Origin of the sequence: Mycobacterium ostraviense, assembly GCF_002705925.1 — a bacterium.
Classification (GTDB): Bacteria; Actinomycetota; Actinomycetes; order Mycobacteriales; family Mycobacteriaceae; genus Mycobacterium; species Mycobacterium ostraviense.
Window position 1 is genome coordinate 638,716 of sequence record NZ_NKRE01000001.1, and the last position, 13,053, is coordinate 651,768.

The 13,053-nt window shown below is 67.0% G+C and carries 10 protein-coding genes and 2 pseudogenes; 3 read left to right on the forward strand and 9 right to left on the reverse strand.

Features of this window, described 5'->3' with window-relative positions:
- Window positions 1-29: 29 nt before the first annotated feature.
- Both CDN38_RS02720 and CDN38_RS02730 read right to left on the reverse strand, forming a co-directional pair.
- Window positions 30-347: pseudogene (locus CDN38_RS02720) on the reverse strand (class II aldolase/adducin family protein); the annotation flags it as partial.
- 558 nt (window positions 348-905) lie between these two features.
- Window positions 906-1,352 carry an Rv2576c family protein gene (locus CDN38_RS02730; protein WP_075511468.1) on the reverse strand — a complete coding sequence of 149 codons (447 nt, stop codon included), beginning with the start codon at window positions 1,350-1,352 and terminating at the stop codon, window positions 906-908.
- Window positions 1,353-1,447: 95 nt separating this feature from the next.
- Here CDN38_RS02730 and CDN38_RS02735 point away from each other — a divergent pair, with 95 nt between their 5' ends.
- Both CDN38_RS02735 and CDN38_RS02740 read left to right on the forward strand, forming a co-directional pair.
- On the forward strand, window positions 1,448-2,293 hold the full coding sequence (locus CDN38_RS02735) for a patatin-like phospholipase family protein (RefSeq protein ID WP_075511467.1): 846 nt from the start codon (window positions 1,448-1,450) through the stop codon (window positions 2,291-2,293).
- A 204-nt stretch (window positions 2,294-2,497) separates the two neighbouring features.
- Window positions 2,498-2,743: pseudogene (locus CDN38_RS02740) on the forward strand (MMPL family transporter); the annotation flags it as partial.
- Here the strand turns inward: CDN38_RS02740 and CDN38_RS02745 are convergent.
- The 4 genes from CDN38_RS02745 to CDN38_RS02760 form a co-directional block, all read right to left on the reverse strand.
- Entirely contained in the window at window positions 2,725-3,753 is a 1,029-nt protein-coding gene (locus CDN38_RS02745) for an Rv2578c family radical SAM protein (protein ID WP_075511465.1), read from the reverse strand. The pseudogene CDN38_RS02740 and the gene CDN38_RS02745 sit on opposite strands and share 19 nt — an antisense overlap.
- A 47-nt stretch (window positions 3,754-3,800) precedes the next feature.
- A complete protein-coding gene (locus CDN38_RS02750) occupies window positions 3,801-5,309 on the reverse strand; it encodes an HNH endonuclease signature motif containing protein (RefSeq protein WP_075511464.1) in 1,509 nt (502 codons plus the stop codon).
- Between the two features lie 66 nt (window positions 5,310-5,375).
- Entirely contained in the window at window positions 5,376-6,638 is a 1,263-nt protein-coding gene (gene hisS, locus CDN38_RS02755; RefSeq protein ID WP_075511463.1) for a histidine--tRNA ligase, read from the reverse strand.
- Window positions 6,635-7,309 (reverse strand): MBL fold metallo-hydrolase, encoded by a 675-nt coding sequence (locus CDN38_RS02760; RefSeq protein WP_075511485.1) that lies wholly within the window; start codon window positions 7,307-7,309, stop codon window positions 6,635-6,637. Before CDN38_RS02760 ends, hisS begins: the two co-directional genes overlap by 4 nt.
- A 44-nt stretch (window positions 7,310-7,353) precedes the next feature.
- On the opposite strand from CDN38_RS02760, the gene CDN38_RS02765 reads away from it, so the two are divergent.
- Complete coding sequence (locus tag CDN38_RS02765; RefSeq protein WP_075511462.1) at window positions 7,354-8,253, forward strand: peptidylprolyl isomerase; 900 nt, start codon at window positions 7,354-7,356, stop codon at window positions 8,251-8,253.
- Between the two features lie 170 nt (window positions 8,254-8,423).
- Here CDN38_RS02765 and CDN38_RS02770 read toward each other — a convergent pair whose 3' ends face one another.
- The 3 genes from CDN38_RS02770 to CDN38_RS02780 form a co-directional block, all read right to left on the reverse strand.
- Window positions 8,424-10,787 (reverse strand): RelA/SpoT family protein, encoded by a 2,364-nt coding sequence (locus CDN38_RS02770; RefSeq protein WP_075511484.1) that lies wholly within the window; start codon window positions 10,785-10,787, stop codon window positions 8,424-8,426.
- Window positions 10,788-10,855: 68 nt separating this feature from the next.
- Window positions 10,856-11,395, reverse strand: coding sequence for an adenine phosphoribosyltransferase (locus CDN38_RS02775; RefSeq protein ID WP_075511461.1), 540 nt, complete (start codon window positions 11,393-11,395; stop codon window positions 10,856-10,858).
- 10 nt (window positions 11,396-11,405) lie between these two features.
- Window positions 11,406-13,040 carry an ABC transporter substrate-binding protein gene (locus tag CDN38_RS02780; protein ID WP_180276404.1) on the reverse strand — a complete coding sequence of 545 codons (1,635 nt, stop codon included), beginning with the start codon at window positions 13,038-13,040 and terminating at the stop codon, window positions 11,406-11,408.
- Window positions 13,041-13,053 lie beyond the last annotated feature (13 nt).

A 13,053-nucleotide genomic window follows, 5' to 3' on the forward strand; every position in this document is an offset into this window, starting at 1 on the left:
CTCCTCCGATTCGGTTGGCGGATAACGAGTCAGCTACTCAGTGCATCGGGATGGCGCGCCAGGGCGCGGCGGGCATAGTAGCCGAAGTTGGCCCGGCTGCGCGCCGGTGTCGGCGTCCAGTCGTGGGCCTCTCGGGCCAGCTGCTCGGGCAGCTCGGCGATGGTTCCGGCGGCCATGGCGGCCAGCTGTAGTTTGACGGCACGCTCGATCAGCACCGCCAGTGAGCACGCCTCCTCGATGCTGGCCGCGGCCACCACCTGTCCGTGATGGGCCAGCAACACCGCCTTCTTGGAACCCAGTGCGGCGGTGATAGTTTCGCCCTCCTCGTTGCCGACGGGAAACGGAGGCGATATGTCCTACGAAACCTTGTTCCGCGAGGAAGAAGACCCGCGTTCGTCACGTTGGTTCACCGTCGACTACCGCCGGCACACCGGCCGGCAACGGCGTCACGTGTGTGCCCCCTTCCACGGGGCCGGCCCGGCCCAACCGACACCGGCGCCCACACCCGCGGCGAAAGCCACAGCGCCTGACGCCGGAACGGTGTTTTCCGTTGAGGATCGAGGATGCGATGAGAGCGAACATGTTCCACGCCACCGTGTCAAAGGCCGCTTGCCCGATATTGATCACCAGATTGTTGTTGAAGAAATCGTCTAACGGGCTGGTCGCCGGGGATGAGACGGCCGGCGGCGCGGCAAGCGATTGCACCGCGGCGGGCAGGGTGGACACCAGCCCACCAAAGCCTGGCTGCGCGCTGCAGACGGGCACGTCACAGCACATCCAGGTCGCCGGGGCTCGCCGCCGGGTACGCCTGACGGCGCGGCGGCGATTCGGCCGGGTGACCGACGGCACTACATGCGGCTTGCGCTCAACGGATTGTCTTGTGCCACAAGGCCAGACCAGCCCGGTCACCACGGCCGCGTCGAGCAGGAGACTCCGCTGCCACCGTTCTGCGACACCACCACCTGACCGTTGACCGCGATCTCGCAGTGGAACTCCGGGTTGACCCGCAGCCCGCCACTGGCGGTGACGATCGCCCACTGGTTCGGGTTTGCCAGCGTGGTCGTATAGACCAGCGGCTCGCCGCCGGTGATCGGGGCGTGCACGGTGGTCATGTACTTCGACGAGTCGGCGTTGAACGCCGCCTGGCTGGGCGGGTCGGCGTTCATGTACTGGATGTTGGCCATCAGATCACTGGTGGTGGTGACGGTGTAGGTCACCTGATGCCCGGCCGGGTCCGCGTGGGAGACCGCCGGAGCTGCCGCAATCCCCGCGACCATCGCCAAGGCTGCTGCGGCCATTGCCGCACAGCCTGCCGCTGCGACCGCGCTTACCGTCTTTCGCACGTCCGTCATATCGAAAACGCTACCGGATTCGTTACGGACGGTAGGGATTTGCGATCTCGCCGGAAGCCGCAGCCGCGGCGGCAAAAGGTCCTTAGTATCCAACTGTGACCACAGCGTTCGTGTTCTCCGGCGGCGCGAGCCTCGGCGCCATCCAGGTCGGCATGCTGCAGGCCCTGGCGGATGAAGGCGTCAGGCCGGACCTGATCATCGGCACCTCCGTCGGCGCGCTCAATGGCGCGTGGATCGCCGCGCGGCCCGATGCCGACGGCATTCGGGAGCTGGCAAAGGTGTGGCTGTCGCTCAGCCGCAAAGAGGTATTCCCCACCCACCCGGTCGCCGGGCTGCTGGGCTTCCTCGGCCGCCGTCAGCACTTGGTGCCCAGCGCGGGTCTGCGGCGCATCCTCACCCGGGAACTCGGTTTCACCAGGCTCGAGGATGCTCCGATCCCGTTCCACGTCGTGGCCACCGACGTGATCTCAGGCATCGACGTCCTGCTCTCTTCCGGAGACGCGGTCGACGCGATCGCTGCCAGCGCGGCCATCCCGGGCATCTTCCCGCCGGTCAACATCGACGGGCGCGATCTGATGGACGGCGGCGTGGTGAACAACACGCCGGTATCGCATGCGATCGCCCTTGGCGCCGACCAGGTCTGGGTGTTGCCGACCGGCTACTCATGTGCCCTGCCCACGTCGCCACCGTCGGCGGTGACGATGGTTTTGCACGCGATATCGCTTGCCGTCAATCATCGCCTCGCCCTCGACGTCGAGCGCTTCGAACAGACCGCCGACCTGCGCGTCATCCGCCCGCTATGTCCGGTCTCCATTTCCGGAGTCGACTTCTCGCATGCGGCAACGCTTATCGAGCGGTCGCATGAGGCAACCCGCCAGTGGTTAGCAGCCAGCCCCATGTCCACCGGCCAGGCCGCACTGCTCGAACCACACCAGCATTAGCCGGGACCGCCGTGCAAAGTAACTTGACAAGTGTCAGGTTAAGTCCCCCAATCGTCTTGGCGGACAACATTTTTAACCGATCGTCGGATTGCCCATTCGGTTCGCGGCCGGCAGCGTTGACTCAGCGTGCAGTTAGTCGGGCAGGAAATCGCAGGGTCCGGCTCTCGAGGAGAAGGTGCGAAACGCATTTGTGGTCACCACGGCGGCATCGTCTTCGGAATCACGATGTTGGCGATGTTGTCCAGCGATGCGCTCACCATTGAGCAGGTCGGCTCCACCGTTGGCGTTGGGCTCGTCATCGACACCCTCGTCGTCCGCACCTTTGCGGTCCGCGGTATCGCCGGGTTGCTGGGTCGGTGGTTCTGGTGGTCGCCGCCGGCGTTCCTGCTCGGACCGCTGCGGCGGCGCACCTCGCACCAGCCCGGGCCGCCTCAAAACAGGGTTGACTGAACGGTTTCGGGCAGTATCGCCGCTTGGGCTGCGGGCGAGGACTCGCGGTGCTGACCGCCCAGGCGGTACTTCGCGATCAACGGTGCCGCCCGTTTTCGCAGCATCTCGCGATAGCTCGGCGGCAGGTAGGCGCCGCGACGGTAGAGCTCGCGGTAGTTGTCGGTGAGTTCGGGATGCGCCCGGCCGAGCCAGGACAGGAACCATTCGCGTGTCGAACCGCGCAGGTGCAGACCGAAAACCGTTACTCCGGTGGCGCCGGCGGCGGCGATCAGGCCAAGCAGCCCGTCGAGGTGATCGACGGAGTCGGTGAGATGCGGTAGCACCGGCGCGACCATCACATGACAGTCCAAGCCCGCCTCGCGGATTGCGGTGATGAGCCCCAGACGCGCCTGAGGTGTCGGAGTGCCCGGCTCGACGGCGCGGTGCAGCTGCGGATCGGCGACTGCCAGCGATACCGCCACCGACACCGGCACTCGTCGCGCCGCCTCGACCAGTAGCGGAAGGTCCCGTCGCAGCAGCGTTCCCTTGGTCAGGATCGACAGCGGCGTACCGGATTCGGCAAGCGCGCCGATGATGCCCGGCATCAGCGCGTAACGGCCCTCCGCGCGCTGGTAGGGGTCGGTGTTGGTGCCTAGCGCAACGGTCTCGCGCTGCCACGACGGCCGGCGCAGTTCGCGGCGCAGAACCTCGACGACGTTCGTCTTCACCACCACCTGGGTGTCGAAGTCGGTGCCGGGGTCGAAGTCGAGGTACTCGTGGGTCGGACGGGCGAAACAGTAGCGGCAGGCGTGCGAGCAGCCGCGGTAGCCGTTGACGGTGTAGCGAAACGGCAGGGCCGCCGCGTTGGGCACCCTGTTCAAGGCGGACTTGCACAGCACCTCATGGAACGTCATGCCCTCGAAATGCGGTGATCGCACGCTTCGGACGAAGCCGATCCGCCGCAGCCCGGGCAACGCTCCGTCGTCCACCGGCGCCCCGTTGACCGCTACCGCCTGATTGGACCAGCGCATGAATCCATTCGAACAGCAGTTCGATGCCGAGTCAAGCTGGTGCGGCGCTAGAACGGCGGCGGTTCCTCGTCGGGTGGGGCGGGGCCGTCGTACCAGGCGTATTCGGTGTTCCCGGTTTGACGGATTTGGCGGTGGTGGCGGCGTTCGGCGGCCACCCGGTAGGCGCGATCTTGGGCCCGGGTGCGGCGGCGTTTGGGCATCATCGCTGCCCGGTCGGCGCAGTAGTCGGGGTCTGGTGTGTGGGCTTCGGGCGCGGGCATGCCGCCCACGGCGTGGCACAGGCTGGGGAACAACAACGCGCTGCCGGGGGTGGTGATATAGGTGTGCCCCGAGGGTGAAGTCAGGATCAGGGTGCCGTCGAGCAACTGCTTTTCCCGCCAGCCCCAAAAAGTTTTGGTCAAATGGTGTGTGCGGCAATAACACTTGAGATTTGCCGCGTGCGTGGGGCCGCCCTGGGTGTGGGGAATCGTGTGGTCGATATCGCAGCGCGGCGCCGGCTGGTCGCAACCCGGCCAACGACACGTCAAGTCCCGGCACCGCACGAAATCGGCCAGTGCTTTGGAGGGGACATGGCCAGGTTCGGGCGGGGCGTCGGCGGGGTGGATCAGCGGTATCAGCTTGGCCGATTGGGCCAACTCGGCGACGAGTTCGGCGGTGATGAGCCCGTCGGCATCCACCAACCATCCCGGCGTGCACCCGCTGCGGTCAACGCTGGCCCGCTCGGCGATCACATGGATCACCACCGGGCTCGGCGCGGGGCGCTTTCCGGCCGCACAGTCGGCTCGCCCGCACCGACAGCCCAGCCGGTCCGCCCCGGCGGCCAGCGCTCCCAACGCATCCGCGCGGCGCTGCTCACGGTTGCGCGGATCATGCTCACACACCGTGCCCGCCAGCGCGCTCAAGCGCTGATCCAAGGCACGGGCATCCGGGGTCATCACGGTGCCGCGAATCTCGGAGATCCCCCCTTCGCACTCGTCGATGCAGACCTCCCGGTCAGCCTGATGCTGTTGGCGCCGCCGCACGGCATCGGCATCGGCCCGGCCGACAATCCGGTCGACTTGGCCGGCCAGGCGGCCCCGCGTCATCGATGGCCAGCGCAGCACCTTGACGGCCAGCTCGGCGTCCACCGCAGCCAGCACCTGGCGATCCTCGATCAGATTGCTGCGATAGACGATGGTCTGAAACATCCGGTAGTCGATGTCACCGGCTTTGAACAGTTGTGCCACCTGCGGCAGCCGCTCCCGCATGGCCCGCGCGTAGCGCAGCCGGCTGGCCGCCAGCCCCTGGCTGATCCGCAACGCCGCGCCCACCTCGGCGGCTACCGCCGTCTCCGTGTCAACCGCCCAGTCCTCGGTCTCCGAGCAGCGTGCGAGCCGATACGCGAACAGCTCCCCGATGGCGGCCAGCTGCGCGGCGGCGGCCCGGTTTTCGAACCGCGCCGCCGCTCCGATGCGCTCCAGCAGCGCCACCGACTCGGCCGTCGTCGAGGGGTGGCGCCGCTCGAATAGCTCATCAAACCGGGCAATCACCTCAGGTGGCGAACCATGTTCGAACATACTTTCGATTATAGCAGCGGCGTACGACGCCGATGGCGTTCCTCAGCGGCAAAAGACGCTCGAAACTTACCGCGCCAATCGCGAAATCACCTCGGCGACAACAGCATCCATCGGCACCGAGACCTGGTCGCCGGTCGTGAGGTCCTTCACCCCCACCGCGGCCGCCTCGATGTCACGATCGCCGACGACCAGCGCGATCCGCGCACCGGACCGGTCGGCCGCGCGCATCGCGCCTTTGAGCCCGCGGACACCGTAGGCCAGATCGACACGCACCCCGGAGGCACGCAACTGCGCGGCCAGCACCGCCAGTTTCAGCTTGGCCTGCTCGCTGAGCGGCACGCCGAACACGTCGCACCGGGTCGTCTCGCCCACGCTCTTTCCTTCGGCGCGCAGGGCAAGCAGCGTCCGGTCGACCCCCAAGCCGAACCCGATACCCGACAGGTCCTGCCCGCCAAGCTGGCGCATCAGGCCGTCGTAGCGGCCGCCGCCACCGATACCGGATTGCGCCCCCAACCCGTCGTGGACGAACTCGAACGTCGTCTTGGTGTAGTAATCCAGCCCGCGCACCATGCGCGCATTGATCACATAAGGCACCCCGAGCGCGTCCAAGTGCGACAGCACGGTGTCGAAGTGCTGCTTGGCGGTACCGGACAGGTGATCGAGCAGCACCGGCGCCTCGGCCGTCAACGCCCGCACCGCCGGGCGCTTGTCGTCGAGCACCCGCAACGGGTTCAGCTGCGCCCGGCGCCGGGTTTCCTCGTCGAGGTCGAGCCCGAACAGGAACTCCTGCAACAGTTCCCGGTACTGCGGCCGACAGGTCTCATCGCCCAGCGAGGTGATTTCCAGCCGGAACCCCTGCAGGCCCAGCGACCGGAAGCCGGCGTCGGCCACGGCGATCACCTCGGCGTCCAGCGCCGGGTCGTCGACGCCGATCGCCTCCACGCCGACCTGCTGCAGCTGACGATACCGGCCGGCCTGAGGCCGCTCGTAGCGGAAAAACGGCCCGGCGTAACTCAGCTTCACCGGCAGCGCGCCGCGGTCCAGTCCGTGTTCGATCACCGCCCGCACCACTCCGGCGGTGCCTTCCGGCCGCAGCGTCACCGACCGGTCGCCGCGGTCGGCGAAGGTGTACATTTCCTTGGTCACCACGTCGGTGGACTCACCCACCCCACGGGCAAACAGCGCCGTGTCCTCGAAGATCGGCAGCTCGATATACCCGTAGCCGGCCCGGCGGGCGGCACCGAGCAGGCCGTCGCGCACCGCGACGAACTGTGCGGAGTCCGGTGGATAGTAGTCGGGCACTCCCTTGGGGGCCGAGAATTCGGTCACGGGCTCAGGCCTTCGAGGAACGGGTTGAAGCGCCGCTCGGCGCCGATGGTGGTGGCGTTGCCGTGGCCGGGCAGCACCACGGTCTTGTCGTCGAGCACCAGCAGCTTGTCGACGATGGAGCGCAGCAGGTCGCGGCCGCTGCCGCCGAACAGGTCGGAACGCCCGATCGAACGCTCGAACAGCGTGTCGCCGCTGAACACGACGTCCCGGTCGTCTTTGCTGGCCTGCAACACCCGGAAGCACACCGATCCGCGGGTGTGCCCAGGCGTGTGATCGACGTTGACGGAAACGTTGCCGAGGTCGATCTTGTCGCCGTCACGGTCCAGTTCGACGACTTGCTTGGGCTCCCGGAAGAACGCCCCGGCGACCAGCTGCGCCATCCGCGGCCCCAGGCCGTAGATCGGGTCGGTGAGCATGAACCGGTCCTCGGGGTGGATGTAGGTGGGGCAGCCGAAGGTGTCGGAGACCTTCTGGGCGGACCACATGTGGTCGATGTGCCCATGGGTGATCAGCACCGCGGCGGGGGTCAGCCGGTTCTTGTCCAGGATGCGACGCAGCGGGCCCAGCGCACGCTGGCCCGGGTCCACGATGACGGCGTCAGTTCCGGGCCGCTCGGCCAGCACGTAGCAGTTGCATGCCAGCACCCCGGCGGGGAATCCGGTGATCAACACGGTCACCAGTCTCCCATCCCTGGCGTCATGGAAAGATATCGGCCGTGCCGACCAATCAGCAGCGCCGTGCCACCGCCAAGCGCAAACTCGAACGCCAGCTGGAGCGCCGTGCCAAGCAGGCCAAGCGGCGCCGTATCGCGACGATCGTCGGGGCTTTCGTTGTCGCGGTAGCCGTGGTCGCCGCGGTGGTGTACGTCGTCTTCGTCAACAAGGACGACCACAAGGGGACCACGTCAGCCAGTCCCAGCAGCTCCGCGTCCGGCTCGCCCTCGGCGTCCGGTCTGCCGCCGGTGCAGCTTGGCAATGCCGTGCCGATGCCGGCGTTCAAGGCGCCGGCCAATCTGGGCGCCAATTGCCAGTACCCGCCGTCGCCCGACAAGGCCGCCAAAGAGGCCAAGCCGCCGCGCACCGGCAAGGTGCCCACCGAGCCGGCTCAAATCAGCGCCAGCATGATGACCAGCCAAGGCAAGGTCGGCCTGATGCTGGCCAACAACGAGTCACCGTGCACCGTCAACAGCTTCGCCAGCCTGGCCCAGCAGGGCTTCTTCAAAGACACCAAATGCCATCGGCTGACCACGTCGCCGTCGCTGTCGGTGCTGCAGTGTGGTGATCCCAAGGGTGACGGCACCGGCGGGCCGGGCTATCAGTTCGCCAACGAATACCCGACCAACCAGTACCCGCCGAACGACCCCAAGCTCAAGGAGCCGGTCATCTACCCGCGGGGCACCCTGGCCATGGCCAACGCGGGACCCGACACCAACAGCAGCCAATTCTTCATGGTGTATCGCGACTCGGCGCTGCCGCCCGAGTACACCGTTTTCGGCACCATCCAGGCCGACGGACTGGCCACCCTGGACAAGATCGCCGAGGCCGGTGTCGCCGGCGGCGGTGAGGACGGCCCGCCCGCCCTCGACGTCGTCATCAAGTCGTTGCTGCTCGACTAGCGATAACCCCGGAGCAGCCCGGCCCATCTGCTGGCTGTCGCGCCGGCTCGAACAGGCGCTTGCCGAGACTGCGCTGAGCGCTTGATATTTGCGCGATCTAGCACCGTGGACGCAGGTTCGGCGCCGTGAGCGCAGACTCGGCACCCGAATTGCGTGGGTCCTGGACGCTTCTAAGCAGCGGAAGTCACCCGGTACACGTCGTAGACGCCTTCGACATTGCGGACAACGTTGAGCAGATGGCCGAGATGCTTGGGATCACCCATCTCGAAGGTGAACCGGCTGATCGCCACCCGGTCACCCGAAGTCGTGACCGACGCGGACAGGATGTTGACCTTCTCGTCGGCGAGCACTCGGGTGATGTCCGACAGCAGCCGGTGCCGGTCGAGCGCCTCGACCTGGATGGCGACCAGGAACACCGACGTCGGCGACGGCGCCCAGAGCACTTCGATGATGCGCTCGGCCTGCTGCTGCAACGACGTGGCATTGGTGCAGTCGGTGCGGTGCACGCTGACGCCGCCGCCGCGGGTGACGAACCCCATGATCTGGTCTCCCGGCACCGGGGTGCAGCACTTGGCCAGCTTCGTCAGCACACCCGGGGCACCGGGCACCGACACCCCGACGTCGTCGCTGCTGCGCTGGCGGCGCGGCATCGTGGTGGGCGTGGACCGCTCGGCAAGCTCCTCCTCGGCCTGGTCGATCCCGCCGAGCTCGGCCAGCAGCCGCTGCACGACGTGCTTGGCCGATACACGGCCCTCACCGATCGCGGTGTAGAGCGCCGACACGTCCGCGTAGTGCAGTTCGCGGGCCACGGCCGCCATGGACTCGCCATTGACCAAGCGCTGCAACGGAAGTCCGCCGCGGCGCACCTCGCGCGTCATCGCCTCTTTGCCGGCCTCCAGCGCCTCCTCACGCCGCTCCTTGGCGAACCATTGGCGGATCTTCGTCTTGGCGCGCGGTGACACCACGAACTGCTGCCAGTCTCGCGACGGCCCGGCATTGGGCGCCTTGGACGTGAAAACCTCTACCACTTCGCCGTTTTCCAGCTTGCGTTCCAGCGCCACCAGCCGGCCGTTGACCCGGGCGCCGATGCAGCGGTGGCCAACCTCGGTGTGCACCGCGTAGGCGAAGTCCACCGGTGTGGACCCGGTGGGCAAGGTGATCACGTCGCCCTTGGGGGTGAACACGAAGATCTCTTGTACCGCAAGGTCGTAACGCAACGACTCCAGGAATTCGCCGGGGTCGGCGGCCTCCCGTTGCCAGTCGAGCAGCTGACGCATCCAGGCCATGTCGTCGATCTCGGCGGCGGCATGCGGATGCGGAACACCGTTGCGGCCCTTGGCTTCCTTGTAGCGCCAGTGCGCGGCAATACCGTATTCGGCGGTGCGGTGCATGTCACGGGTGCGGATCTGCACCTCCAGCGGCTTACCCTCGGGCCCGACGACAGTGGTGTGCAACGACTGGTACACCCCGTATCTGGGCTGGGCGATATAGTCCTTGAAACGTCCGGCCATCGGCTGCCACAACGAATGCACCACGCCCACAGCGGCATAACAGTCCCGGATCTCGTCGCACAGGATGCGAATGCCAACCAGATCGTGGATGTCGTCGAAGTCGCGGCCCTTGACGATCATCTTCTGGTAAATCGACCAGTAATGTTTCGGCCTACCTTCAACGGTCGCCTTGATTTTCGAGGCGCCCAGGGTGTTGATGATCTCGGTGCGGACCTTGGCCAGGTAGGTGTCTCGCGACGGGGCGCGGCCGGCGACCAGCCGCACGATCTCCTCGTATTTCTTGGGATGCAGGATCGCGAACGAGAGGTCTTCCAATTCCCACTTCACGCTGGCCATACCCAGCCGATGTGCAAGCGGCGCAATGACTTCCAACGTTTCGCGGGCCTTGCGGGCCTGCTTCTCCGGCGGCAGGAAGCGCATGGTGCGCATGTTGTGCAGCCGGTCGGCCACCTTGATCACCAGCACGCGCGGATCGCGCGCCATCGCGATGATCATCTTGCGGATGGTCTCACCTTCGGCGGCGCTGCCGAGCACGACGCGGTCCAGTTTGGTCACCCCGTCGACGAGATGGCCCACCTCTTCGCCGAAATCCTCGGACAGTGCTTCGAGGGTGTAGCCGGTGTCTTCGACGGTGTCGTGCAGCAGTGCGGCCACCAGGGTGGTGGTGTCCATACCCAGCTCGGCGAGAATGTTGGCGACGGCCAGCGGGTGGGTGATGTAGGGATCTCCGGAGTGCCGGAACTGGCCGGCATGTCGTTGATCGGCGACCTCGTAGGCCCGTTGCAGCATCGACAGGTCGGCCTTGGGGTAGATCTCCCGGTGCACCGCCACCAGCGGCTCGAGCACCGGGTTGATGGCGCCGCTGCGAGCGGTCATCCGCCGTGCCAGCCGGGCCCGGACCCGACGAGAAGCGCTGCTGCTGGTCTTGAGGGTCTCGACCGGCGACGACTCAGGCGTTTCGACGACCGGCGGCGCTTCGATCGGCGACGCAACAGCTTGCGCTGCGTTTTGGTCATCCGCCACAGTCGTCACCTCCGACCTCGAGGATATCCCCTGAATCGTGGTAGAGGGCCTGTCCTCGGGCCGCTGAGCTAGACCTGGCTCAAGCTGTGCACCGGCAACGGTGCGATCGCCGCACGCCCACCCAGCGCCGTGAGTTCGACGACCACGGCCACCCCGGTCACCATGGCACCGGTGCGCTCGAGCAACCGTGTTGCCGCGCTGAGGGTTCCGCCGGTAGCCAGCACGTCGTCGATGAGCACGACGTTGCGGCCCCGCAACTCCAGGCTGTCGGCGGGAATCTCCATGCTGGCCGCGCCGTATTCCCGGTCATACTCCTCGGTGAGCACCGGCGGCGGCAGCTTGCCGCTCTTGCGGATCGACAACACGCCGGTGCCCAGCCGCGCGGCGAGGGCCGCCGCGACCACGGAACCACGCGATTCGATGCCGGCGACCAAATCCGCACCGGCGGCGACATCAGCCAGCGCGTCGATCACCGCGCCCATCGCCTCGCGGTCCGCGAACAGCGCGGTGAGGTCCTTGAACTGGATTCCGGGCGTCGGAAAATCCGCGACATCACGGGTCAGCGACGCGATCACGTCGGCGACGGGAGCGCTCCCCCTGACAGTCATCACTGCAGCCTCATTGCACTAGCGCCCATCGGTCCATATTCCAGCCCGCACCCCAGCGGGTCGGATTTCTGCTCACGGCATACATCTTTTTCGACATCAACAACGTGCGCTGCTGCCGACACAATGGCAACGTCGGCATCTCAGCCCACAGTACCGGCGCCGCCTCGGCGAGCAACCTGACACGCTCGGCGGGGTCGGCGGAAACCGCCAGCGCCCCGATGATGTTGTCGATCTGCGGATTGGCGTAGCCCGACAGGTTGTTCCCGTTGCCGCTGTGCAGGTCATAGGCGTCCATCGCCGACGATCCGGTGGACCCGCTGCCGGTTGCCCCACCCGTGCTGGCCAGCAGCACATCGATTTTCCCGTCCCGCAGGGCCTGTGGACCCGACGTGTCCAACGTCACATCGGCAACGGTGATCCCGGCCGGCGCGCAGGACTTGGCGATGGCCCCGACGATGGCCGCCAACCGCGCATTGGGACCGCGGTAACCGATCCGCACGGACAGTGGCGAGCCCCCCAGCGCATCGCGGGCGGCGGCGGGATCACCCTTGATGAACTGACTAGCCTCGGCCGCGCCGTCGGCCTCGGCAACGGCATCCTCGGTGGCCGGGGACAGACGTGAGTTGGCGATCGCAACCCCGGCATCCCGGGCGATCGCCTCGCGCGGCGTACACAGGGCGACGGCACGACGCGCGCGGACGTCGGCCAGCGGCCCCCGCGGCGCGAAGATCAGTTGTTCTATCCCGTCGGACGGCGAATCGACGCGCTGATAGTTGTCCGGAGTGGCCAGCGCCCCTGACGATCCGGCCGCCACGTCCACCACGTCGACGTTGCGGTTGTTGACCCGATCCTGGATATCGGCTCCCTGCGGCCAGACGGTGACCCGCTTGGTGATCGCCTTGGCGCCCCACCAACGGTCATTGGTGACAAGCACCACCGCGCCACCATCGAGGACGGATTCGATCTTGTACGGACCCGATGACGGGAAGTGCTTCGAAATCTCGTCGGGTTTGAGGCCGCGCTTGAGGTCCCACGTCGTATTCCACAGTCGCGCAATCTGTTCCACCACAGACACCTTGTTGGTGAGCAGCGCCGCGGTGACATCGACGTTGAGCTGCTCGGCGATCACGTGCGACGGCATCAGCGACGTGGCGCCGAACAGCTGGGTGTAGTCGACGACTCCCCGATCCGGGATGAACGACACCCGGGCCTTCTTTTGCCCCGGCGTGCACTCGATATTGGCAATGTCGATGTAGCCGGCCTGCGTAGCCGCGTCGAAACCGGGAAAGCGCCCGGATTGGGCGGCCCAGCTCAATACCAGGTCGTCGCAGGTGACCGGCTTACCGTCGGAATAGACGGCGTTGTCGGCGATCTGATAGTCGAGCACCAGCGGCGAGCCGCCCACCACCGAGATGGTGCCGAAGTCGTGGTCGGCGACCACCTGACCGTCGGGCCCGTGATAGCCGAAGCCGGTGAGCACCCGGGCAAACGCCTGCGCTCCGGCAGAGGCGGCGCCGATGACGGTGTTGGTGTTGTAGGTCGGCAGCGCACCGTCGACGACGTAATCGATCTGACCGGCAGCACTCCCCGAACAGGCGGTCAGCGTGGCGGCCACCGCCACCGTCGCAGCGGTACCAGCGGTCATCCCGACGGCGTTG

Bases quoted from the DNA above. Each gene is read 5' to 3' on its own strand.
- CDN38_RS02780 (WP_180276404.1), bottom strand. From the start codon at position 13,040: ATGACCGCTGGTACCGCTGCGACGGTGGCGGTGGCCGCCACGCTGACC.
- CDN38_RS02750 (WP_075511464.1), bottom strand. From the start codon at position 5,309: ATGTTCGAACATGGTTCGCCACCTGAGGTGATTGCCCGGTTTGATGAG.
- CDN38_RS02775 (WP_075511461.1), bottom strand. From the start codon at position 11,395: ATGACTGTCAGGGGGAGCGCTCCCGTCGCCGACGTGATCGCGTCGCTG.
- CDN38_RS02745 (WP_075511465.1), bottom strand. From the start codon at position 3,753: ATGCGCTGGTCCAATCAGGCGGTAGCGGTCAACGGGGCGCCGGTGGAC.
- CDN38_RS02730 (WP_075511468.1), bottom strand. From the start codon at position 1,352: ATGACGGACGTGCGAAAGACGGTAAGCGCGGTCGCAGCGGCAGGCTGT.